The sequence below is a fragment of the Echinicola rosea genome (assembly GCF_005281475.1).
GTDB classification, from domain to species: domain Bacteria; phylum Bacteroidota; class Bacteroidia; order Cytophagales; family Cyclobacteriaceae; genus Echinicola; species Echinicola rosea.
The window spans coordinates 5,524,679-5,550,924 of sequence record NZ_CP040106.1 but is presented as its reverse complement, the minus strand read 5'-3'; the positions used below and the strand labels follow the sequence as shown (position 1 = coordinate 5,550,924).

Below are 26,246 nucleotides of genomic sequence, written 5' to 3'. Positions count from 1 at the left end.
ATAAACCTATAATGACCTTGAGAATAAAGCTAATGGGCATGGCCATGCTAGTGCTCAGCATTCCGACATTTGCCCAAATGAGTTTGCAAAAAACCGAAGCGCTTGAGCCAGTGCAATATGTAAACCCTTTTATTGGGGCCAGTACCAGTACTGATGCTGCCGGGGTCTATCATGGGCTTGGAAAAACCTTTCCCGGGGCGACTACACCATATGGCTTGGTACAGGTAAGTCCCAATACCATTACAGGTGGGGACAATGGTTCGGGCTACAGTTATGAGCATACTTCGATTGAAGGATTTGCCTTTACACAGATGAGCGGGGTAGGCTGGTATGGTGACCTTGGGAATTTTTTGGTGATGCCCACTACAGGTGATTTACAGACCGCAGCAGGCCCGATGGACCGGCCGCAGGATGGATATCGTTCTGCCTGTGTCAAGTCCAGTGAGCATGCGGAAGCGGGATATTACAAGGTTGATTTGACCGAAAGCAATATAAAGGCCGAGATGACGGCTGCCCCCCATAGCGGGATGTTGAAATTTACCTTTCCGGAAAAAAAACAGTCCCGTATCCAGATTGATTTGGCCAGAAGGGTCGGCGGCACTTCTACCTTACAACGGTTGGAGGTAGTGGATGATCATACCATCCGTGGATGGATGAAATGTCCGCCAGAAGGCGGGGGATGGGGAAATGGTGAGGGGAGCTCCGATTATACCGTGTATTTCCATGCCCAGTTCAGCAAGCCATTTAAGGAGTATGGGGTTTGGAAAGCGGATATTCCATCGGACTGGAGCAGGAAAAGGGAAGCGATAGAAAGTGAGCGTTACCAGCAACGAATAGCTGAAGCTGTTGTAGAAAGAAAGGTGAAAGAAGCCCAGGGAAAACATATGGGGTTCTTTGCAGAATATGAAACAACGGAAGATGAAACTATCCTGGTGAAAACGGGAATTTCCTTTGTGAGTATGGAAGGGGCCAAAAACAACCTTGAAGCAGAAATCAATGACTGGGATTTTGAAAAGGCAAAGGATAAGGCAAAAGCACTTTGGAACACCGCACTTTCGAAGGTGGCCATACGTGGAGGAACTGAAGAACAGAAAACGGTATTTTATACAGCCCTTTACCATAGCATGATAGATCCGCGGATGTATGAGGATGTAAATGGAAATTATATGGGAGCTGATGGCCAGGCACATCGTTCCAGTGACTTTACCAAGCGGACCATTTTCAGTGGTTGGGACGTTTTTCGCAGCCAGTTTCCTTTGCAGACCATCATCAATCCAGTGTTGGTCAACGATATGATCAATTCATTGGTGACCATGGCCGAACAAAGTGGAAAGGAATACCTGGAACGCTGGGAGCTGCTCAATGCTTACAGCGGCTGCATGATCGGAAATCCGGCAGTGTCAGTTATTTCGGATGCCTACCGTAAAGGAATTCGGGATTTTGATACCGAAAGGGCGCTTCGGTACATGGTCAATTCTGGTGAAAGGTTTGGCAATGGGAAAAGGGGATATACCCCAGGGGGCTTAAGTATTTCCCATACCCTGGAATATGCCTATACAGAATGGTGTACTGCAGTAATGGCGGAAGATATGGGAGAGAAACGTATAGCAAAGACCTTTTTCGACAGGTCCAAAAGCTACCAGAACATCTTTGATGACTCAGTTGCCTGGTTCCGGCCAAGAAAGGAGGATGGGAGTTTTGAAGCTTGGCCCGCAGAAGGACGCTTACTGGAGTGGTATGGAAGCATTGAAAGCAATGCCTATCAGCAAGGCTGGTTTGTGCCGCACGATATCGAAGGAATGATCAACCTGATGGGGGGGGAAGCAGCAGTTAGGGAGGATTTGACCAATTTTTTTGAAAAGGCGCCTGAAAACCTGATGTGGAACGAATATTATAACCACGCCAATGAACCTGTTCATCACGTGCCTTTCCTTTTCAATTACCTGGGAGCACCTTGGTTGACCCAGAAATGGACCAGACTGATTTGTGAGCGTGGTTACAAAAACAGTGTGGAAGGCCTGGTAGGGAATGAAGATGTCGGACAAATGTCCGCTTGGTACGTGTTGGCTTCTGCCGGACTGTATCAGGTATGTCCCGGAGACACCAGGGTGGATATCACCAGTCCGGTGTTTGACCAGATCAGTTTTCAGCTGGACCCTACGTATGCCAAGGGCAGGACTTTCACGGTAACTGCCATTAATAACAGCCCAGACAACAAATACATTCAGAAAATTAAACTGAACGGCAAACAATTGAAACACCCGTTTATTGATTTTAGTGATATCCAAGCAGGAGGGGAACTGGAATTGGTCATGGGAGCAGCACCCAATTACAACCTAAAATAAACCATGAAAAAAATAGTTATCTTAACGTTAGCGGCTGTTTTGGTCGCCGGGACCGCCATGTCCCAGACCATTGAACCTTTTTCAAAAGGGGATAAGGTGGCCTTTGTGGGAAACAGCATTACTGAAGCAGGGTATTATGAAACTTATATCTGGCTGTATTATATGACACATTTTCCTGATCGACGGGTTGAGATCAGGAATGTAGGGATTGGTGGAGATGTGTCTGGTCAGATCCATGATCGCCTGGAGTCGGATGCCTTGGCATTGGATCCAGATGCCGTCGTGATCACCTTTGGGATGAATGATACCGGGTATTTTGAATACAATGGGGATAACCCAGGTGAATTCGCAGATGAGCGGGTGGAGAAATCCTATCAGGATTTTCAAAAAATCGTCGGCCAGCTAAAAGCAGCACCCAAGTTGAGGAAAATCATCATGAGTTCTTCTCCCTATGATGAAACCATGGAGAATGAAAACAACCATTTTTCCGGAAAAAGCAAGGCCATGGAACGGATTGTGGCTTTTCAGAAAGAAGAAGCAGCAAAGCAGGATTGGGATTTTGTGGATTTGTACTACCCAATGCAGGCAATTAACCTGAAAGGGCAAAAAGAAGACCCTGCATTTACCATAACCGGTCCGGATAGAATCCATCCAGGTAACGGAGGACATTTGGTCATGGCCCATCTTTTTTTGAAGGCACAGGGGTTGGAAGCCCCAGTGGCCGAAATTAACCTCGATCACAAGAGCAGCTCAGTTATCAAAGAAGAAAATGCGACGATTTCCAACCTTAAAGTAGATGGGGAAGGCCTCAGTTTTGACTACCTGGCCAGGTCGCTGCCATATCCGGTAGATACCGTTTCCAAGATGTGGGGAAACGAGCAGAAGCAATCCTTGGCATTAGAGGTAGTGCCCTTTATGGAAACCTTTAACCGCGAAATTTTTCAGGTCCGAAACCTGTCCGCTGATCAAAATTATGAGGTGCTCATTGACGGAGAGTCGATTGGAAAATGGAAGGGGGCAGCTTTTGCGAAAGGGATCAACTTGGCAGAAATCAAAACCACACCCCAATACAAACAGGCATGGACCGTGATGAATTTAGCCAATACCATCCGGAATATCGATAACAAAATCCGGGAATATCATTGGGTGCAATATAACGTATTCAAGGACCTGGATATGTTGTTTGAGGATGATCAACATGCGGTAGAGGCGGCCAGGAAGATTTCCAAAGAAAATGGTTTTGCCCGCAGCAAAATGGAGACTTATGAAGCCATGCGCTTTGAAGAAATCCGGAAAACCTATGAAGAACAACTGGAAACCGTGGCGGACGTGATCTACAAGGTGAATCGGCCTATTAAAAGGAAGGTTGAAATCCGTCCTGTCCAAAATAATTAAAATTCATTGAGCAAATTTATTATCGCAATGTATAGCTATTTCAAAATAGTCTTTAAAACTGCCGTCTTCTGTTTGATAAGTGCGTTTACCTATGCGCAGGACCTATCTTTTGCAGATCCATTGGGAAATCATATGGTCGTACAACAAAACAAGCCGTTCAAGGTTTGGGGAAATGCCCAGCCAGGTGCCATTGTACGGATTACAGCAGACTGGGCAAGCAGTCCTGTTGAAGTTGTTGCTGATCCATACGGTAGGTTTATGGGGATTTTGCCCGTACCCAAGGCAAAAAGAGGGGATTTTAGCCCTCACTGGCTACGGCTCGACAGTAATGAAACAACCGTTCAATTGGAAGATGTATTGATCGGGGATGTCTGGATTTGCAGTGGACAGTCCAATATGCAATTTGGAATGGATGAGGTGGTCAATGCCGAGAAGGAAATCAAAAAGGCCAACCATCCCAATTTGAGGTTGTTTTATGCTGGATTGAATTTTAGCAATGTCCCCATAGATAATGTAAATGGGGAGTGGAAAAGCTGTGACTCCACTTCTGTCCGCAAGTTTTCTGCTGTGGCCTATTATTTTGGGAGTAAATTGCATGAAGACCTGAACATACCTGTGGGGGTGGTTTTTACGGGTATTGGTGCTTCTGCAGCGCAAGCCTATGTTCCCAGGAGAGTTTTAGCTGCCGATCCTTTGCTGGACAAGGAGTATTTACAACCGTACCTGCAATCCGATAGATCAAAAGAGAAAATCGATGGGGGATTTAGTTTTGAAAAGGTCACAAGGCCATATCTGCTTTACAATGCCATTGTTCATCCGTTCAAGAATTTATCGGTTTCCGGATTTTGTTGGTATCAGGGAGAATCCAACAGGCACGAACGGGAAAGTTATACGCTGCTGACCCAAGCTATGATCAAAAGCTGGCGGGCCGCTTTTGCCCAGGGAGAACTGCCATTTTATTTGGTACAGGTGGCCCCGTTCTTTTATGATTTGGAAGATCCGAAATTGGCAGATTATGCATTCTTCAGGGAAGCCCAGGAAGCAGTAACGGCATTGGCCAATACAGAAATGGTGGTGACCATGGATGTAGGGGAGGCCAAGGACCTCCATCCCAAAAACAAGAAACCCATCGGGCTGAGATTGGCAAGAACCGCCTTAAACCGACATTATGGGAGATTAGAGGTGGACTATCAAGGCCCGCAGTTTAGGGATGTCAAATTTGAAAAAGGGAAAGCACTGGTAAGTTTCGAACCGGAATCCGTAAAAAGTGGTTTGCAGACCAATGATGGGATGCCGCCCAGATTTTTTCAAGTTGCTGGAGCTGACCAGGTGTTTTATCCCGCCAAAGCAGTAATAAAAGGAAATCGGATCCTCCTCAGTTCAAAGGAGGTGAAGCGTCCTGTTGCTGTGCGCTATGCGTTTACCAATTACCCTGTGACGAACTTGGAGAATAAAGAAGGCATTCCTGCGGTGCCGTTCAGGACAGATAATTGGCAGGAGCCCGACTAGGAATAAGGGAGTGATAAGGATCGGGTCCCTTCCGGAAGGAGTAATGGATCAACCAGAGCCCCAGCAAGGCGAAAGGTATACTCAACAATTGTCCCATATTAAGGGGTAGTTGCTCTTCAAAAGGTACTTGGTTTTCCTTTACAAATTCGATAGCGAACCTTACCGACCATAAGGTGGCCAAGATTCCTCCCAGAAAAAAACCATTTCCAAGTTTTTTGGACTGGGTTTTCCATAGCCAAAAAAAGACAAAAAAGAGCGTTGAATATGCAATAGCTTCGTAAAGTTGGGCCGGATGCCTGGGAATAAAATCAACTTGAGCAAAGATAAATGACCAGGGAAGGTCAGCAGGCTTTCCGATAATTTCAGAATTGACCAAATTACCAAGCCGGATCGTAACCCCGGGGATTAAAGCTACAATGGCCAACCGGTCCATTACCCAAAGATAGTTCCAGCGATGGATCCTGCAGAAGGCAAGAACGCCTATTATGATCCCTGCTACACCTCCATGACTGGCCATGCCCGAAAAGGGAGGGGTGATGATTTTCAGGGGGGAGGATAAAAATATTGCTGGATCGTAAAATAAAAAATGCCCAAGTCTGGCACCTAGTACAGCCGGTATCACGATATAGAAAAACAAGGTAGGCAGGCTTTCCATATACCGTTTATCACGGAGAAAGATAAACTTTCCTATTTGCCTACTAAGTATGAGCCCTAGTGCCCACAGGAATCCATACCAATATAAAGAGACGCCGATATTGGGGAGGTGGAACAAAATTGTGTCGGGGTTCCAAAATATATGTGCGTGAACATGGAAAGGCATATCGGGGGAGTTATTTGAAGGTCTTCCCTTGATAAGAGGAATTTAAGGAACTGATATATCCATTAAAGCTAGGGATTTTTGTTCGATTTTGGATGAAATATGTTAAAAAGCTAAAACGAATTACCAATTAAACTGATTTTCATTAATAAAAATATATTTTTTTTAATCCTATTTTTATACATATTTTTCACTTATTTTAAGAATTTAATTTCTTATAAAGGCTATTTTATTTAATTATACATACATTTTGACTTACTTTTCCAATCGTTTTTTTATACGAATATTCTGTTAAATCTCCTCTTTTTTTGGTGTTGTTCCTTAAAAATGCCATTCCAGTACATTTATATCATAGAAATACTTGAAGTAGCACTTTGGAAAGCCAAGATTATCCCCGTTTATAAAAGTCAATGTTTTTTGAAAATAATAAAATTTGGGAAAGATAGTTTTTATAATGATTTAAATAAAGTCTTTATTTTCTGTAAAAAATGTAATAATCAAAATTATTTTATTTTAGTTTGGTTTTTTTCATTAAACATATTTAGATTTGCTAAAACGAATTAGTTAACAATGAACCCTATGAAGAACAATTACTTACCCTTACTTAGTGTTTGCTGTTTGTGTATTGGAATGATCTCCTGTCAACAAAGCTTTTTGGATGAGACCCAAACGACGAACCTGGATGAGCAAACCGTTTTTTCCGACAGTACTTTTACCATGTCCTTTCTGATGGACATTTACACGGGAGTCGGTTTTTCGGAAGATCCTGGCCGTTTCGGAGCTGGTGGGATCCGGAGTGGGGGCCTGCAGACGGCCACAGATGAAGCAGAACCTCGTATTTTGTCCTCGATTACGACGGATATCCAGTTTATTACCGGAACGGTAAACCCGCTTATAATAGATGATGCCCCTTGGAGGGTAGGCTATTCCAATATACGGAAGGTGAACCAGTTCTTGGCGCACTTGCCCGAGGCACCGCTGGATGAAAGTCTAAAGACACGGCTCAAAGCAGAAGCACGTTTCCTGCGGGCTTGGTATTATGGTATTCTACTGAAGCATTATGGAGGTGTTCCCTTAATTGGTGATAGGGTGTTCCAGTCCCCGGATGAGATCCTTGCCCAAAGAAATACCTTTGCGGAATGTGTGGAATATATTGTTGCCGAATGCGATGCTGCAGCGTTGGATCTGCCCAACCGCCCATCTGGTCGTAACCATGGGAGGGCAGGTGCAGGTTCCTGTATGGCCTTGAAGGCAAGGGTTCTTTTATATGCAGCGAGTCCATTGTTCAATGGAAGTGGATTTGGTGATGATAAAGCGGAATTGGTCGGTTATACCGATCATGATCCGGAACGATGGCGAATGGCCTGGGAAGCGGCCAGGGCAGTGATAGCCGTTCAGGAATTTGATCTTTTTGTGGACAATGCCACAGCGCCGGGGCTGGGATTTTACAAATTGTTCCTGGCCAGTGATTTTGCAGCAGAAGGTGCATATATAGGTACCCTGTTTGAAATCAAGCAAGGTCATGGCAATTATAGGGAGCAACTGTTCAATCCCCCGTCCCGTGGAGGTGGAGGTGGTGGGTTCCCTTACCAGGAACTGGTGGATGCTTTTGGCATGAGCAATGGAAAACCCATTACAGATCCGTCTTCAGGATACGATCCCGGTGACCCTTATGCTGGACGGGATCCCCGTTTTTACAATTCCATTGTATACGATCAGACACCATTGAGAAATGCAGGAACGCCGGATGTGCCGGTGGATATTTATACCGGGAACTATAATGGAGAGCCACAGGGACAGGATGCCGTATTTACCGGTACACCAACGGGGTATTACGGGAAAAAATTCCTGCATAAAGCAACGGCGGCCAACTGGTTCATTGCTGTTCCCCAATCAAGGCCATTACTGCGCTATGCAGAGGTACTGTTAAATTTTGCTGAAGCTAGAAACGAATATTTGGGGCCAGATGCAGAGGTATATAGTGCCTTGGAAGCTATTCGCATGCGTGCCGGGCTGGATCCTTATGCCTTGCCTTCCGGGTTGACCAAAGAAGAAATGAGGGAAGTCATCCGTAATGAAAGAAGGGTAGAGCTGGCCTTGGAAGGTCACCGGTTTTGGGATGTGAGGAGATGGATGATTGCCGAGGAGGTGGGAAATCAGACCAAAACCGGCATGGAAGTTCAGCGAAACGGCAGCACGGTGACCTATAATCACTTTGATGTAAGGAAGCATGTGTTCAGAAAGGCAGCATACTTTTGGCCCATACCTTATGATGAGGTGGCCAAATCACCCGAACTTGTTCAAAACCCCTACTATTGATCAGAAATCTACAATTTACCCAAAATGAAAAATACACTCAGAATACTTAAGCATGTACTGCTTTGTGCGGTGTGCAGCTGGACCTTTGGTTCTTGTTTGGAACTGAATAGTGAAAGCCAACAGGAAACCATCGAAGAAAGTGTCAAGGATATCAGTGGGGAATGGCAAATAAAAAAGGCCTTTCGAAATGATCTTGATATTACCGAAATGATGGACTTTTCCCAGTTCAGGATTGTTTTTTCTACCGATCATACTTATCAGGTCAGTAATTACCTTCCTTTTTTGGTGAAGGACAACGGTGAATGGTTCTTGGATGATCCCCAATACCCATTTTATATCAGCATGGTTCCGTCAGACGGGGAAGAGGTGAATACCGAATTTGACTTTCCGATAGCGAATGGCGATCGTGAGATCCGCTTGGCTTTTAGCCCCGGCTGTTCCAATAATGCATATGAGTACGTACTAGAACGAGTGAAAAAATGAAGTATATACGGTTGATAAATAAAAAGTGGGTTTATACCAATGTGCTGATTGCCATAGTGGCCTTTTTGCTCACCATGTGCCTTTTTTTGGATGGTATAGAATATCCTGAGACGGTAGTGGCCAATGAAGAGGCAACCTTCCATATGAAAGTAAGGGTGGATGCTGCCGACAACAGTGATAACGTAAGATTGGTGATTGGGTACCTGGTACCTAAAAGCTGGAAAGCCTCCGAAAATACCACTGTCAGTTATACCAGTAGTATCGATGAAGGAGAAATGAACATGTCTTTGATCCCTACGGAAAGCCTTCCGAAAAACGGGGGCGGCGTGACTTGGTCACAAGGTATCAAGGCCAAATACGGTTTTGGCCCCAATGTACTGGACGATATGGAGTGGGTCGCCTATTGGTCCGATAGGGTCTATAACGTAGCCAATGGGGAAGATATTACGGCCGACATTGCCATAACGACGAAGATAGGGCCCGATAATTTGAGAGTGAAATTGGGATTCTTTGTAAACCATACCAATGACGGTTTGAGCGAAGATACAGATCATTTCAAAGTAGAGTTTACAGATTGTATATCTGTGACCGATGGAGAAGGGGATGTGACCGACTTTTGTGAGCTGCATTTTAATTCTGCCCAGCCACTTTCGGCCAGTAAGGATGATATCGTGACCTTGAGGTATCAAGGGGACATTGGGGATAATCCTTTGGATCCATATGAAGAAATCTATTTGTGTTCCAAGGTCATCACCGATAAAGGGAATGAATATGCTGTATGCGATGCTACTTCAAAATCAAAAATGATGAAAGCATCCACTTTTGGAAGGACCTTTAGCCTGACTTTTTGGCCGGCAGGATTCTATGGGGTGCCAGAAGATGAAAGCATCCTGAGACTGGAATACACTTTTACCAATGCGGATGGATCTGTGGAATTACAGGATGAGGAAGAAGGGGGGTCTCCACGTCCCTTTGTATATACGTTCAAGTGCGAATAAATAAACCACTAATGACCAAATGATTTTGAAAATGAATAAGGATTCTCTTATAAGATACATAAAGCAGGCGGTAACCCTCATGGTCCTTGGTGTGCTTTTGCCCCACACCATGCTTGCCCAGGACACGAATGATGCGGGTACGACTGTGATTGGTGCCAGAATAATCACCATGGATGATTATGGTAACCCCTTGATAGGAGTGGAAATGAAGGATATGAACGGTAATGTCATGGGTACCAGCAATCAAGATGGGGTCATTTACCTGGATGAAGAAGTAAATGGATTATTTAGCTTCCAGCAAGAGGGCTATTATGTGGTCCGAAAAAAAATCGGAGCAGGATCCAGGGAGGCAGATGTGAGTGCCATATACCTAATGGAGCGTTTTGTCAAGTCCCCCAAAAGGATGGAGGTACTTTATGACGATACCGATCCAGAAGTTTATTTGGGGGCGTCCTCAGCAGTTTATACTGACCAGCTCAGTACCACTTTGGGAAGTACCGTTTTGCATGCTTTGCCTGGAAGGATAACCGGCTTGGATATAACCCAGTATTCCGGAATGGCGAATCCCAGTACAAGCGGTAACAGCAATGCTGATATTATCGGGAATATTCCCGTAAAGGGTAGAGGGACACCAAGTGATAACAAGCAATTTTGGCTCAATGCCCGTGGCCAAAGTCCGGTGACCGTCATAGATGGTATCCAAAGGGATCTGTATTCCATAGACCCCGAAAATGTGGAGTCGATTACCCTTCAAAAAGATGCATTGTCGTCCATTTTGCTTGGAATGCGGAGCAGTAGGGGGGTATTGTTAATAGAGACCAAAAAGCCTCGGGACGATAAATTCAGACTGTCATTTACAGGCCAGGGAGGGATGCAGCGGCTAATGAACGTTCCCAAACCCTTATCTGCCTACCAGTATGCATATATGCTAAACGAGGCCTTGCAATATGATGGGAAATTGCCAGCATACACTTCTTCCGATTTTCAGAAATACCTCAACGGTACTTCTCCTTATACCCATCCAGATGTCAATTGGTATGAGGAAGTGCTAAAAAAGGAAGCACCCATATCCTCCTATAACCTCAATGTAAATGGAGCAGGAGGATCGGCAAGGTATTATGTGGGCCTTAGTTATATGAACCAACAGGGACATTTTACCACCTCGGATGCCAATGCCTATAATACCAATCTAAACTTCGACAGGTACCTGATTACCTCAAGTGTGGATGTGGATGTCACGGATGATTTTACGGTCAATGCCACCCTGTTTGGAAGGATAGAAGATGGAAACCAGCCCGGGGCAGGCGCCTTTAATATTTTGAATGATCTCTTCAGGACGCCCAATAACGCCTACCCTGTATACAACCCCAATGGTTCGTTTGGAGGCAACGCCTCCTTTACCAATAACCTGATGGCCCAGACGGTGAGTTCAGGTTATATAGCAAACTACAGCAAAGACGCTATGGTGAACATCAAGCTGGATTATGATTTTGACAATTTTGTTGAGGGCTTGAGCATGAGTGCCTCATCCAATGTCTCTACCCAGGCCCAGTCCGCTATCGTCAGAAACAAACGGAGCATAGTATATCAGTATTTGCTGGAAGAAGAGGGCCCTGAAGAGGACGGGGCCTATACCGCCTATGGTAGCAACCAGGCCCAATCCAATAGTTATACCCCTGTCTCCACCTACAACAGTTGGTACGGGCAATTGGATTTGACCTATGACAGGACATTCGGAAAGCATCATGTGACCGGGACACTGTTTGCGGACAAAAAAGTAGAAACGATCAATTACGACCTGCCAAGGAAACCCTTCAATGGAGCCTTCAAAGCCAAATATGATTTTGCCAAGAAATACATGGCAGAGGCGGCCATTGTTTACAGCAAATACAATGGCTATCGTCCAGGAATGCAAAGTGGCGGGTTTTATGCTTTTGGCCTGGGCTGGGATATTGCCAAAGAAGACTTTTTGGCCAGTTCTGCCTTGATAGACCAATTGAAAGTCAGGGGGACTTTTGGAAAGACAGGCAGTGGTATTGACAATGCTGGATACTATGGATGGCGGCAATCTTACCGCAACAGTGTAACGGACTATACCTATTTGCAGGGGTATTCTGAGTTTAATCAAACGGCCACCGTTCAAAACAATCCAATGGCCAATCCCAATCTAACCTGGGAAAAAGCCCATAAACTAAATGTAGGGATGGACCTGGCCCTATGGAACAATCATCTGTCATTTAGCGGAGACTATTACCATGACTTCTATTATGACATGCTCCAAATAAGGGGAAAGACGATTGCATTGGGTGGATTTGAATTTCCAGTGGAAAATATTGGTGAGCAGTTGCGGACAGGATTGGAACTGGCACTGACCTATCAGAATAATTATGGCAGTTTCAATTATTTTATAACGGCCAACTGGACCCAAAACCGATCAGAGGTAATCTATATGGATGAACAGGATATAGAGGAAGGGTACCGCAGAAGGACAGGGAAACCGGTGGGAGCTACCTATGGGTATGTTGCCGATGGTTATTTTACCTCTGAAGAGGAAATAGAAAATGCGGCGTTGTTTGAAGGTTATGAGGTGAAACCGGGGGACATGAAATATAAGGACCTTAACGGAGATGGTTTGATCAATGAATTTGATCATACGGCCATTGCAGGCCTAAAGCCCTATTCGTTTTTCGGCCTGACGGCCGGGTTCAATGTGAAAGGATTTGATTTTAGCTTCCTGCTACAAGGTGCTTATAACCGTGAGATCAATATCAACAATGATGTGCTGCAGGCCGGTTTCCAAGTGTATGGACAGCAATACGGACAGGCATATCAAACCGTCTTGGGCAGATGGACGCCGGAAAACAAGGATATTGCAACACATCCCCGGTTGACAGCGGGAGGAAACCTGTACAATATCAGCCCCGGTTTTGCCACTGGTAGCCATATGATCAAGGACGGAGACTATGTTAGGTTGAAAAACGTAAGTATAGGGTATACGCTGCCACCTGCCCTTTCAAGGAAAATAGCCAATGCCCAAGTGAGGATATTCGCCAATGCGACCAACCTTTTTACTTTCAGCAATTACGGTTTGGTGGATCCAGAGGTAACCAATTTTACCAATTATCCCAATATGCGTGTGATCAGCGGAGGTCTCAATATCAAACTTTAAGCTTTAACCCAAAACCAACCTAATGATGAAAAGACTTTATAAAAATAGTTTATGTGATGGATTGAAGGTGGTTTGCCTTTGTGCAACAATAATGGCCTTTAGTTCTTGCGAACAGGATTTTGAGGCCATACCGGTGGAACAGTTTACAGAGGACTTCGTTTTTTCCACGACAGATTCACTTGGCATTCAGGCGAGACAAAACTTGGCTGCGATTTATAGTACCCTGTACAATAGGCACAATAGGGTAGGGGGTGACTATCTCGATGCAGCTACCGATGATGCCATGTCTTCCACGATCAATGAATCTGATGTGGACCGCCTGGCAATGGGAAGGTATACCCAGACCAATACCATTGGCTCGGTAATGAACCTGGCAAACAACTATCAGGCAATAAGAATGGCCAATGTTTTTATTGCCAATATTGACAGGGTCCCATTGAAGGATACCTTCGGCAATGGTAAGCCGCTTAACATAGCCTGGAAAAATGAAGCACGGTTTATAAGGGCCTATCATTATTTTGAACTGCTTAAGCGTTTTGGGGGGATGCCGCTGATAGGTGATGAGGTGTTGGGCCTGGAAGATGACCTGGAATTGCCCCGGGATTCCTTCGAGGAGTGCTTGGAATATATCGTATGGGAGTTGGAAGATATTGAAGATGGACTCAGGACCTATCCGCTGGCCGATCCTACCAGTGAGGCCCATGTCGTGACCGCAGAAGCAGCAGCGGCCCTAAGGGTCAGGGTATTGCTTTATGCGGCAAGCCCATTGTTCAATGGTGGGAATATAGGACAGTCAGCAGATGAGAAAGTATTATTGGGATATGCCCAGTATGACGCCCAGCGTTGGCAGAGGGCGGCAGATGCTGCCAGGTATTTTATGGACAATTATGGGCATAACTTTTCCCTGAATCCAAGCTTTAAGAATGTTTTTATAACTGACGGTAATCCGGAAATCATCTTTTTTAGACAAGGGGGGAATAATACCAATATAGAGGCAACCAATGGACCTGTAGGATACTCCGGAAACAACCTGGGCCAGGGAAGGACCAGTCCCAGCCAAAACTTGGTGGATGCCTTTTTGATGAAAGACGGGAAGCGCATTGATGACCCTACTTCCGCCTATAGTTATTTGCCCTTTAGACCATATGAAAATCGGGATCCAAGGCTTCAGGCAACCATCCTCCATAACGCCGCCACGTGGCTAAACAAAGAAATAGAAACCTTTGAAGGAGGAAAGGACAACCCAAACGGGGCAAGTCAAAAAACCAAGACGAGCTATTATATGAGAAAGTTCATGGGCAATTTCGAAAACCAGGATGCTTATGCAAATGTAAGGCACAATTGGATCGAATTGCGGTATGCAGAAGTATTGATAAGCTTTGCAGAAGCCCAGAATGAGGTTTCCGGACCGACCCCGGAGGTAGAGGAGGTCATTTTTACCCTTCGGGAGCGGGCCGGCATAGATCCGGGAATCGATGGAAGGTTTGGCCTGCCCCAGGGGCTGACCAAAGAAGCCATGCGGGAGGTGATCCATAATGAAAAGCGGGTTGAATTTGCCTTTGAAGAGCATCGCTATTGGGATCTCAGAAGATGGAAAAAAGCAACGGAAGTCTATAGCGCGGAGAACCCGGTTAGGGGACTGGTACTGGTAAAGACACCTACAGGTTTTAATGTGAATGAGGTGGATTTACTGGAATTGGATTTTGAGGAGAGAAGGTACTTTTACCCTATTCCTTATTCTGAGATTTTGAACAATAAAAATATGGTCCAAAATCCAGGGTGGTAAAATCCAGGTAGGACTATTTACAAGGCTTTAAATCAAGTGATGATGAAAAAGATTATACAATTATGCCTATTGCTGGTGTGCGGAGTTGCTTCTGCTGCCTTGGCTCAAAATAGCATATTGAGCGGGACTGTCAGCTCATCTGATGGGGAGACACTTCCCGGAGCTACTGTAGTGGTAAAAGGGGAAAATCCCCACGGCACCACAACCGAGATAGACGGTACCTATAGGATTAATGTGGCCCCCGGGGATGTGGTGGTATTTTCCTTTGTAGGGTTCCTTCCCCAGGAATTTGAGGTGGGAAACAGGACCCAATTGGATGTGGTATTGCAGATGGACGAAACGGCATTGGATGAAGTAGTAGTGGTAGGATTTGGAGAAGCCAAGCGTATCACCATGACCGGTGCGGTCAGTGCGGTAAAGGGGGCGGATATCAGGGATATCCCCACTCCAAGTGTACAAAATACCTTACAGGGCAGAATGCCGGGCTTCTTCAGTCAACAACGCTCCGGCCAGCCCGGCAGGGATGCATCGGATTTCTTCATACGTGGGGTGAGCTCCTTGAATCCGGCGGGAAATGAGCCCTTGATCATCGTGGACGATATCCAGTATTCCTATGACCAACTTTCCCAGATCAATGTCAACGAAATAGAAAGTATTTCCATTCTAAAGGATGCCTCTACAACCGCTATATATGGGATAAAGGGAGCCAATGGGGTATTGGTGGTAAAGACCCGAAGAGGTACAAAGGGAGCACCAAAGATCAACCTTAGGGTGGAGCAAGGGTTTCAGACTCCCGTCAGGCGCCCCTCCTTTCTCGACGCATATAATACGGCCACTTTGGTGAACGAGGCCTATAGGAACGATGGTCTAAATGAACCCTTCAACGAACAGGACCTAGAGGCGTTCAAAAACGGTACCGATCCATATGGCCATCCGGATGTGAATTGGTATGATGTGGTATTTAAGCAATTTGCATCACAAAGAAATGCCAATTTGGATATTTCAGGTGGGGATGATAAACTTAGGTACTTTATCAATGGAGGTGCGTTCAGCCAGAATGGCCTGGTGAAGGATTTTTCTGATCCAAATAATGAGGTGAACAACAATTATTTCTACCGCAGGTTCAATTATAGGACAAATCTGGATTTTGATGTTTCCAAAACTACCAGCCTTAGGCTTGATGTGACCACCAGGTTTATGAATATCAACGAACCAAGAGGACAGAATGTGGTTTCAGAAATATATAATTTTGCCAAAATCAGACCTTATTCGGCTCCTCCACTTAACCCAGATGGATCCTATACCTATGCTTATGACACTGATGAGAAATTGCCTACCATCAATGCAAGGATAGCCAATGGGGGATATTCCAGAACAAGAAGGACCGATATGAATTTTTTGTTTGGCTTTGACCAGGACCTTGGTTTTATTACCAAAGGCTTGAGTGCTGAGGCAAGAATTGCTTATTCCAGCATAGAAGAAAACAACCGTCAGGTATTCAGGAGCTCGTACCCTACCTATCATTATGATCCTGAATCCGATACCTATTCGATCGATCCGAGGGGAAATTATGCCTACGGTACCTATGCCGTTTTGGGAAACCAAAATTACAGTTCAAAAAATATCAACCTGCAGGCCTTTTTGAATTACAGCAATACCTTTGATGAGGACCACTCTGTAGCCGGTACCTTTTTATTCAACCGCCAGAGCAGCACCGCCGTTTCGTGGGCAGCAGTACCGAATAATTTCCAGGGCTTTACCGCTAAAACGGCCTATACCTATAAGGATAAATTCTTGATTGATTTTAACCTGGGCTATAATGGTACCGACAGGTTTGAGAGCGGTGAGCGCTACGGCTTCTTCCCTGCATTGGGGCTTGGATACAGCATTTCGCAAGAACCCTTTTTTAAGGAAAAGTTTCCCAAGGTGGATTTATTGAAGTTACGGATGTCCTACGGGTTGGTGGGCTCGGACAGGACCACTGGAGACCGGTATCTTTACAGACAGGTATATTATAATGGGGGAGGCTATACGCTAGGGGAGACAGCGGGCATTGGCTATCCAACTATTTATGAAGGTGACCTGGGCAATCCCAATGTTACTTGGGAAAAGTCAAGGAAATTTGATGTGGGCGTTGACGGGGACCTATTCAACAACCGAGTGACCTTTACCATTGACTATTTCCATGAGTACCGATTTGACCAATTGGTGACCAAGGAGGATATCCCGCTTATGTTGGGGGTCGGGGTAGCACCGACCAACGTTGCCGAGACCCAAAATCAAGGATTTGACGGCCAGATAGGGTATCGTTTTTACAATCGTAAGGGCTTGGAAATCAGTACGAATTTTGTGTTCTCCTATGCGAAAAACAAAATTTTATACAAGGCAGAGGCCCAGCAGGCCTATCCCTGGTTAGCAGAAACGGGGGAGTCCATAGGACAGCCCTTTGGATATACCTTTGAAGGGTTTTATACAGATGAGGATATTGCAACATTGAATGATGCCGATCCAAACAACAATGTCGCTGTTCCCCAAAATGATGTTCCTGTCCAGGCCGGCGACCTAAAATACAAGGACCTGAATGGAGATGGGATTTTGGATAATATTGATCAAGGCCCCATTGGCATGCCCAACCTTCCCAATACCACATTGGGCTGGTCCACTAATTTCTTCTATAAGGGTATCAGTGCTAGCTTCCTGTTTCAAGGGTCTTTTGGATACAGCTTTAGCGTAGTGGGGACAGGTATAGAGTCCTTTAAAAGCCAGTTTCAGCCAATTCACCTAGAAAGGTGGACTCCAGAAACTGCGGATACGGCTACTTTCCCCAGGTTGACCACCAATCCGACAACCGTAAACAGCAGTGCAGCCTATCCATCTGATTTTTGGTTGATTGATGCTTGGTATATCCGACTAAAAACCATTGATATCGGCTATGAGTTGCCTGCCAGCAAGTTGCCATGGGGCATCAACAAAACCAGGTTTTACCTCAATGCCTATAACCTGTTTACCTGGACGAGCTATGATAAATACCAGCAGGATCCAGAGATCAGTACCAATACCGCTGGGGATGCTTATTTGAACCAGAGGGTGCTGAATCTGGGCTTGCAGATTACCTTCTAACATTACTCATTAAAAAATAAAACCTGTGAATATCAAACCTATTCAACTGAGCCTTTTGGCCTGTCTGGCAATCCTAAATTGTGCTTTCACTGCTCCCAAAAAAACACCGGATTTGGTGAGCTTGGTAGATACCAGGCAAGGAACCGATTCAGAATGGTCCCTGAGTTATGGAAATACTTATCCTACAGTCGCCATGCCTTTTCCTGTCCATTCTTTTTCCGCACAGACCGGTAAGAATGGCGATGGATGGAAATATCAATATAAAGCGGAAACCATTCGTGGCTTCCAGCAAGTCCATCAGTGCAGTCCTTGGGTAAATGATTATGCCACCTTTTCCCTGATGCCCGTTATTGGGGAATTGGTGGTAAATGAAAATGAACGCGCTACGGCTTTTAATCACCAAAATGAAACTGCCCGTCCCCATTATTACAGGGTGGAGCTGGACAACGGGGTCAAGGCCGAAATCTCTCCGGTTACCCGAGGAGGGCATATGCGATTTTCTTTTCCAAAGGGAGAGGAAGCCTTTTTGGTATTGGATGGATATACCGAGCAAAGTTCGATTAAAATTGATCCCGAGTCCAGAAAAATCACCGGATGGGTGAACAATGGGCTGCTGGTACCGGATAATTTCAGGGCATATTTTGAACTGCAGTTTGACCGGCCATTTTTATCGTATGGTACCTGGGAAAACAAGGAAAACAGTGTCCAAAAGGGAGCAAAGAATGCCGAAGGTGATGGTAAGGGAGCATTTGTCCAGTTCAAACCGGGAACGGTGGTACAGGTGAAAATAGCTTCTTCCTATATAAGTCCAGCGCAAGCGCATCTTAATATGAAGCAGGAATTAGAAGATCATGAAAACCTGGACCAGACCAAAAAGGAAGCAAAAGACACATGGAATGAATTGATGGGCAGGGTATTGGTAGAAGGGGGAAATGAAAAAGACCGTGCCACGTTTTACTCCTGTCTCTTTAGGGCAAACCTATTTTCCCACCGGTTCTTTGAAATAAATGAAGAAGGTAAACCATACTACTTCAGTCCCTATGATGGTGAAATACATGAAGGCTATATGTATACCGATAATGGGTTTTGGGATACGTTCAGGGCACAGTTTCCCTTGAGCAATATACTACATCCTACCATGCAGGCAAGGTATATGCAGTCTCTTTTGGATGCACAGAAGCAAAGTGGATTCTTGCCGACTTGGTCCTGTCCCGGTACATCGGGTATTATGATCGGAAACCATGCGATTTCCCTTTTGGCAGATGCACATGTCAAGGGAGTGGGAGGCTTTGATGCAACAGAGGCCTTGGAAGCCTATTTCCATGAAATTACCAATAAAGGACCTTGGGGAGGTTCCAATGGAAGGGAAGCCCATAAAGACTGGTTTGAACTGGGCTATATTCCCTATAAGGTGGTTGGGGAAAGTGCTGCCAAAACCTTGGAATATAGCTATGACGACTTCTGTGGTTATCAAATCGCCAAATCCATAGGCAATGAACATTATGCGCGGATATTTGGCCGGCAGATGTACAATTACAAAAACATCTATGACCCGGGGACTGGATTTATGCGTGGCAAAAAAAGGAACGGGGAATGGGCCTTGGGAGAGGATTTCAGCCCCATCGCTTGGGGGGACCCTTTTACCGAAGCAAATGCCTGGCAGTATTCCTGGTCCGTTTTTCATGATATCAATGGCCTGGTGAATTTGATGGGAGGAGAGGGGCCGTTTACCAAAAAATTGGATACTTTCTTTTCCATGCCATCGGTATATGATGTGGGGCATTATGGGGAAGTGATCCATGAAATGAGGGAAATGGAATTGGCCAATATGGGACAGTATGCCCATGGCAACCAACCAGTGCAGCACGTGGCCTACCTGTACAACTATATAGGACAGCCATGGAAAACACAACAAAGGGTCAGGAAAATTATGACGGAGCTATATCATCCTACGCCAAAAGGCTTTCCGGGGGATGAGGATCAGGGAGGAATGTCATCATGGTATGTATTGAGTGCAATGGGTTTTTATAGCGTTTGTCCGGGGACTGACCAGTATGTGATTGGAAGTCCACTGTTTGAAAAGGTAACCCTTACACTCGAAGATGGAAAGGAATTCGTGGTGGAGGCAAGAAAGAATGATGCCGATAATGTCTATATCCAATCTGCTACTTTGAACGGGCAGCTGTTTACCAAAAACTACATTACCTATTCCCAGATTGTCAATGGAGGAAAGCTATTGTTCATGATGGGGAGTAGCCCTAACAAGACACGCGCTGTAGCCAAAGAAGACAGGCCGTTTTCACTTTCTGAATTGGAAAAGTCTTCTTCCTTTACCACTGAAACCCGTCAGTAAGCCTGTGGAGAAGGAGAAAAATGGAAAAGCGAATCACCATGCTTTCAAGGGATGGGGAATGGTGCATTCAATCAATTTCCATTTGACCGATTATGGTGTGCCCGGGCTTGGTAAGATATCCCTTGTTATGGCACAGCCTTTTTTATCAAAAATTCACAACCATACCATTTAAATACAAAAATGAACATTTATAGTGATGAAAGGGTGGTGATGACCTTGGATGCAGGAGGGACCACGTTTGTTTTTTCAGCTTATCAGGCGGGAAATGAAATTATAGGCCCAATGGTACGACCATCCCATGCAGATGATTTGGAAAAATGCCTAAAGACCATTTGCGAAGTGTTCAAGCAAATTATGGATTTGTTGTCAGATCCTCCCGTGGCGATCAGTATGGCATTTCCAGGTCCCGCAGACTATAAGAACGGCATTATTGGTGACCCTCCGAATTTTCCGGCCTTTAGGGGAGGGGTGGCTTTGGGAAGTATGTTAAAGGGCATTTTTGGCCTTCCGGTTTTTATCAACAATGATGGTGACCTGTTTACCTATGGAGAGGCCATGGGAGGTTTTTTACCCGAGATCAACGAGAAGCTGAAAACTTTGGGAATTGATCGGGAATACAAAAACCTGTTTGGCGTCACTTTGGGGACCGGCTTTGGTGGAGGATTGGTCATAAACGGTCAACTTTGTCGTGGGGACAATTCTGCCTCAGGAGAAATTTGGTTGACCAGAAATCTGCTCAACCAAAAATTGATTGCGGAAGAATCGGTAAGTATCCGGGCGATTATAAATTTCTATAAAGACAGTACAGGAGAAAAAAGGGACCTCAGCCCTAAAGATATTTTTGATATTGCAATAGGCAGGACACCGGGGGAGCAGAACATAGCCCATCAAGCTTTTGAGAATATGGCGGTGGTAATCGGCGAATCCCTTGCGCATGTGATGACCTTGATCGATACGCCAGTCGTGATTGGGGGAGGGATAGCAGGGGCTTCTTCTTTGGTCCTTCCCAAGGTCATGGGCCATTTGAATGGATTAATAGAGATGGATCAAGGCAAAAAGGTCCCCAGAGTTGTCTCCCAAGTTTATAATGTGGACGACGTGGAGTCCTGGACGCGTTTCATCACCGATAAGGTCTATGAAATAGAGGTGCCCTTTTGTGCTGGCGAAACAGTCTGGTATCGACCAGAAAAGAAAATACCCATTGGACTGTCGCGGTTAGGTACCAATCGGGCCATTGCCATTGGGGCCTATGCATTTTCCTTGCGTCAGCTGGAAACAGTTCCCAGGCATCCGCAGGCAAATTAATGATAACTAGTCCCATGAAGAATTTTCGGTAAATAATGGGTAGGGCGGAACCCACGTTATGAAATCGAAACGTTAAGGGGGCGTTAATTTCTGAATTGAATAAAAAATTAGATGAAAAATAAAATCCATAATATCCTTAGGCCATCAAATTTGATAGCATTTATTCTTTTTGGTCTTGTTTTTGAATCCTGCAAGGCAGAAAAGCATGATGGCAGTAAGGAAGGGCAAAAAAATGGTCGTCCCAATATCATATATATAATGGCTGATGATCTAACCACTCAGGCGATTACTGCCTATAATGAACGGTTTAAAGGAATTTCGGACACCCCAAATATAGACAGGCTTGCCAAAGAAGGAATGTTGTTCCATGATGTACTATGTACAAATGCAATTTGCGGGCCAAGCAGGGCTGCGATCCTTACAGGAGACTATAGCCACCGCAACGGCTATTATAAAAATTGGGAAGGAGGAGCGTTCGATGCCAGCCAATGGACATTTCCCCAGGAGTTTCAAAAGGCGGGATATGCAACCAGCCTATTTGGAAAATGGCATCTCAATAGTGAACCACAAGGTTTTGATACCTACAAATATCATGATCACCATATCGGTGGACAACAGGGGGTTTATTGGGATCCAGTATATAATGAGAATGGAAAAAAAGTTAATACAAAGGGATATGCCACCAACCTTACCACAGATTTTGCCCTGGATTGGTTAGACAGTACCCAAAAGTCCCAAAAGCCATTCTTGATGTTGTTGCAATATAAGGCCCCTCATCGCTCCTGGGTGAGGGACAGCATTTATTTGGATTTATGGAAAGACCTTGAAATGCCCTATCCATCAACCTTTGATGACAATTATACAGGAAGGGAAAACACTGCAGGGGACACCGAGATGGAAATGGAGCACCTTTTCTTAGAAACCCCTAAAAGAATGAGTAAAGAAGAGACCAAGAAGTGGCGGTACCAAAGTTTTATAAAAGATTATCTCGCTACAGTGAAATCGGTAGACGACAATATTGGAAGGGTATTGGATTATCTGGATGAACATGGCTTGACAGCTAATACAATGATCGTTATAACTTCGGATCAAGGGTTCTTTCTTGGTGAACATGGATTTTTTGATAAACGTTTTATTTATGAGGAATCGCTTCGAATGCCCTTTATAGTTAGGTATCCGAATAAAGTAAAAGCGGGATCAGAAAGTGGCGACATAATTGGAAATATCGATTTTGCGGCCACACTATTGGATGTCGCCGGTATTGATACAGAACATAAAACCCAAGGAGAGAGTTTTGCCTCAATACTAATGGGGGATGAGCCTGAAAATTGGAGAAATGGCCTATATTATCATTATTATGAATTTCCCATGTGGCACCATGTACAGCCCCATTACGGTATAAGGACCGATCGCTATACCCTGGCGCATTTCTATTTAAATGTGGATGAGTGGGAGCTATACGATAATGAGAATGATCCAGGGCAGTTAAATAATATAATTGACAATCCAGAATATGCTGATGTAGTCGATCATCTAAAAAAGGACCTAACATCATTGATGGAGAAATATGGTGATGATAAATCGCTGGAGGAATTTCGGGAAATAAGCAATAAAAATTTTGATACCGAAAGAAAGTAGGGCTGATAATGCAAGGATTGATATTTCGTCCCAATTACACGTTATATGGAAGTTTGTATAGGCGTTTAAAATTTATTTATAAGGGTTAATTTAATTTTTTTTAGATAATTTTAAGTTTAATTCAAAATGCCATGGCCAGAAGCAAGGTGTCCATTAGTGACATAGCAAAACAACTCAATATATCCACGACCACGATTTCATTTATACTCAATGGCAAGGCCAAGGAAAAGCGGATCAGTGATAAACTGGTAGCCAGGGTATTGAAGAAAGTTAAGGAAGAAGGGTATATTCCCAATATGGTAGCCAAGGGGCTGAGGACAGGAAAAACAAATATCATCGGCCTTATGGTCGAGGATATTTCCAATCCATTTTTTGCCAGTATTGCCAAGAAGATTGAGGAAAAAGCACATCATAATGGCTATAAGATAGTTTACTGTAGTACGGAAAATGATAGTGAGCGGGCCAAAGAGTTTTTGACCATGTTCCAAACTTTAGGAGTGGACGGATGTATTATCGCGCCTACCATGGGGATGGAAGAGGATATCAGGGATTTGGTGGAAAAGGGGATGGATGTGGTGCTGTTGGACCGGAAGTTTCGAAATATGTCTGCCGATGTGGTCATGGTCAATAACGAAGAAGGGATGTATAATACCGTAACCCATTTGGTCAAGGAGGGATTTAAAAAGATTGCCTTTATTGCGCTGGCACTTGACAAACCCGAGAAAGAAGATCGAATTATTGGTTATAAGGAAGCGATGGAAGATAATGGATTGGAGGCCCATGTTTTTCCTCTCCCATTTCGTGTAGAGCATTCCGAATATGTGAAGGAAATCTCTGATATTCTTAATAATTACCAGGATTTTGATGCAATGTTGTTTGGGACCAATTATTTAGGGATCAGTGGGCTGGAGGCCATAGGAAATTTGGGTTTGAGGATTCCTGAAGACCTGGCTGTTGTGTCATTCGATGATCATGATCTTTTCAGGATTTATAAACCGGGAATTTCAGCCATTGCTCAGCCTATAGAAGAAATTTCCCAGACAGCTATTGATACCCTATTGGATAGATTGGGACATAATGACAAGCAAAAGGTCAACCGCATGGTTTCTTTGGCTACGACCTTGATCTTGAGAGGTTCGACCGAAAGAGTTGTAAAAGATAAATCTTAGTATAGAATGGGGATCACGAACCTTTATTTTGTCCTATGAAAAACAAATTGTTGCGTTACGCATTTATTGTGTCGTCGGTAGGTTTTCTATTTGGTTTTGATTCAGTGGTTATTTCAGGAGTGAATCTCCCGCTCAAAAACCTTTGGGAAAGTTCGGATTGGTTTCATGGTACTTTCATTGTTTCCGTTTCGCTTTGGGGAACGGTGGCGGGTGCCCTACTTGGAGGCTACCCTACGGAAAGCCTGGGGAGAAAGTCTACCGTGCTTTGGGTGGGTGTTTTTTTTACCGTTTCGGCCATTGGTTCTGCCCTGGTAAATGACCCTTATTCATTTTCTTTTTTTCGATTTATTGGAGGACTGGGAGCTGGGGTAGGTTCCATTGCTGCTCCTGCCTATATTTCAGAGATAGCTGCAGCCCAGGACAGGGGGAAGTTGGGCATGCTGTTTCAGTTTAATATTGTTTTTGGGATTTTGATGGCTTTTTTATCCAATTACCTATTGTCTTTATATGGAGGGGAAAATGATTGGCGCTGGATGTTGGGAATAGAATTTGTTCCTGCCTTGTTCTTTACTGCTTTTATTCCCCTTGTACCTGAGAGCCCAAGGTGGCTGATTGTAAATCAGAACAAACAGGAAGACGGTAAGCGGATTTTAAAAATGTCCATGTCGGAAAGCGAAGCAAACGAGACCCTTGATCAAATGAATTTAATTTCTGGTAATGGTAATAAATCCAGCGTAAGCCTGTTTTCAGGCAAGTATCATAAAGTATTGAAGATATCCTTTTTGATGGCCTTTTTTAATCAATTTTCGGGTATCAGTTTTGTCTTGTTCTACGCTCCCGAAATATTGGAAAAGGCAGGCCTCGCCACTACTGATTCACTTCTCAGTTCTGTTTCTGTTGGATTGGTTAATTTGGTTTTTACACTTATGGGAATCTATTTGATAGATAGGGTAGGAAGGAAACTTCTTATGTACATAGGCTCAGTGGGCTATATAATCAGTTTGCTGTTTATCGCCTACGGGTTTTATTTTTCCATGCCGGCTACATTCAAATTGGTGTTCATGCTCATGTTTATAGCTTCTCACGCTGTCGGGCAGGGAGCGGTAATATGGGTGTTTTTGTCAGAGATTTTTCCAAATGAAGTAAGGTCTTTTGGGCAGGCTTGGGGATCAGGTTTACTAAATGTATTTGCCGCTGTAATTGCCCTGTTTGGAGCTGTATTGATCAATTCCTATGCTCCGTGGATGGTATTTGCATTGTTTGCAGGTCTTATGGTGCTGCAGCTTTTATTTACTCATTTCATCATGCCAGAGACCAAAGGTGTTTCCTTGGAGGACTTGGAAAGAAAACTCATTAAATATTGAATTGGTTTTGGAAGTGGACTTGATATGATATTGGGTAATGCGGTCAGAATTCATGGCCACATCGTCAAAAAACCAAATATTTTGTGCCATATCCTTTCCAATAATTAAATTTCCAAATCTTTTTATTACATTGCTAAAACGTTTAATCTATGGATCGATCGGCCCAAGACTAAGGTGAATAATAGTATGGGCCATAACAGATCAGGTATGCTAGGTGAGTGAGTAAAAGGTGTCTTTGCCTGATAGTTCAGTAATCAATGGCATATATGGCAGGATGTGCTCAATTTGTTAGAAGTTATAAAGTGACCGAGAGCAACTTTAGTTTGAATGGAATAATTTGGATCAAGTTATTGTGGGAAGCTGTGATACTTGATTTTTTTTCACTAAAAAGCTAAATCGTTTAACTAACGGTGGGTCATCATTAGGACACAAAATACCGGTAGGATTGACATCATTGAACAAGAAAATTTAAAAAA

At 44.3% G+C, this 26,246-nt stretch carries 15 protein-coding genes; 14 read left to right on the top strand and 1 reads right to left on the bottom strand.

The features are described 5' to 3' along the window. Positions 1-11: 11 nt before the first annotated feature. From FDP09_RS21540 to FDP09_RS21530, 3 genes are read left to right on the top strand one after another with little or no spacing between them, the layout of a single operon-like run. Entirely contained in the window at positions 12-2,345 is a 2,334-nt protein-coding gene (locus tag FDP09_RS21540) for a GH92 family glycosyl hydrolase (RefSeq protein ID WP_137404568.1), read from the top strand. A 3-nt stretch (positions 2,346-2,348) separates the two neighbouring features. Beyond that, the gene (locus FDP09_RS21535; protein ID WP_137404567.1) at positions 2,349-3,740 is read left to right on the top strand and encodes an SGNH/GDSL hydrolase family protein; all 1,392 of its coding nucleotides are present in this window, start codon (positions 2,349-2,351) and stop codon (positions 3,738-3,740) included. A gap of 27 nt (positions 3,741-3,767) precedes the next feature. After that, a complete protein-coding gene (locus FDP09_RS21530) occupies positions 3,768-5,249 on the top strand; it encodes a sialate O-acetylesterase (protein ID WP_137404566.1) in 1,482 nt (493 codons plus the stop codon). On the opposite strand, the gene lgt is transcribed toward FDP09_RS21530, so the two are convergent. Beyond that, positions 5,218-6,069 carry a prolipoprotein diacylglyceryl transferase gene (lgt, locus tag FDP09_RS21525; RefSeq protein WP_137404565.1) on the bottom strand — a complete coding sequence of 284 codons (852 nt, stop codon included), beginning with the start codon at positions 6,067-6,069 and terminating at the stop codon, positions 5,218-5,220. The two genes, FDP09_RS21530 and lgt, sit on opposite strands and share 32 nt — an antisense overlap. A 576-nt stretch (positions 6,070-6,645) precedes the next feature. Here lgt and FDP09_RS21520 point away from each other — a divergent pair. From FDP09_RS21520 to FDP09_RS21470, 11 genes are all read left to right on the top strand, one after another. Beyond that, a complete protein-coding gene (locus FDP09_RS21520; RefSeq protein ID WP_137404564.1) occupies positions 6,646-8,385 on the top strand; it encodes a RagB/SusD family nutrient uptake outer membrane protein in 1,740 nt (579 codons plus the stop codon). Between the two features lie 24 nt (positions 8,386-8,409). After that, positions 8,410-8,868: a DUF5004 domain-containing protein gene (locus tag FDP09_RS21515; RefSeq protein ID WP_137404563.1), complete on the top strand. Its 459-nt coding sequence runs from the start codon at positions 8,410-8,412 to the stop codon at positions 8,866-8,868. Next, a complete protein-coding gene (locus FDP09_RS21510; protein WP_137404562.1) occupies positions 8,865-9,866 on the top strand; it encodes a DUF4961 domain-containing protein in 1,002 nt (333 codons plus the stop codon). Before FDP09_RS21515 ends, FDP09_RS21510 begins: the two co-directional genes overlap by 4 nt. A 31-nt stretch (positions 9,867-9,897) precedes the next feature. Continuing rightward, positions 9,898-13,035 (top strand): SusC/RagA family TonB-linked outer membrane protein, encoded by a 3,138-nt coding sequence (locus tag FDP09_RS21505; protein ID WP_187328741.1) that lies wholly within the window; start codon positions 9,898-9,900, stop codon positions 13,033-13,035. A gap of 22 nt (positions 13,036-13,057) precedes the next feature. Further along, complete coding sequence (locus FDP09_RS21500) at positions 13,058-14,821, top strand: RagB/SusD family nutrient uptake outer membrane protein (RefSeq protein WP_222840307.1); 1,764 nt, start codon at positions 13,058-13,060, stop codon at positions 14,819-14,821. 42 nt (positions 14,822-14,863) lie between these two features. After that, positions 14,864-17,941 carry a SusC/RagA family TonB-linked outer membrane protein gene (locus FDP09_RS21495; protein ID WP_137404560.1) on the top strand — a complete coding sequence of 1,026 codons (3,078 nt, stop codon included), beginning with the start codon at positions 14,864-14,866 and terminating at the stop codon, positions 17,939-17,941. A gap of 25 nt (positions 17,942-17,966) precedes the next feature. Then, a complete protein-coding gene (locus FDP09_RS21490; protein ID WP_137404559.1) occupies positions 17,967-20,294 on the top strand; it encodes a GH92 family glycosyl hydrolase in 2,328 nt (775 codons plus the stop codon). A 180-nt stretch (positions 20,295-20,474) separates the two neighbouring features. Further along, the gene (locus FDP09_RS21485; protein WP_137404558.1) at positions 20,475-21,599 is read left to right on the top strand and encodes an ROK family protein; all 1,125 of its coding nucleotides are present in this window, start codon (positions 20,475-20,477) and stop codon (positions 21,597-21,599) included. A gap of 111 nt (positions 21,600-21,710) precedes the next feature. Next, complete coding sequence (locus FDP09_RS21480; protein ID WP_137404557.1) at positions 21,711-23,237, top strand: sulfatase family protein; 1,527 nt, start codon at positions 21,711-21,713, stop codon at positions 23,235-23,237. Positions 23,238-23,368: 131 nt separating this feature from the next. Continuing rightward, positions 23,369-24,406, top strand: coding sequence for a LacI family DNA-binding transcriptional regulator (locus FDP09_RS21475; RefSeq protein ID WP_137404556.1), 1,038 nt, complete (start codon positions 23,369-23,371; stop codon positions 24,404-24,406). Between the two features lie 35 nt (positions 24,407-24,441). Continuing rightward, positions 24,442-25,770 (top strand): sugar porter family MFS transporter, encoded by a 1,329-nt coding sequence (locus tag FDP09_RS21470; protein WP_137404555.1) that lies wholly within the window; start codon positions 24,442-24,444, stop codon positions 25,768-25,770. Positions 25,771-26,246 lie beyond the last annotated feature (476 nt).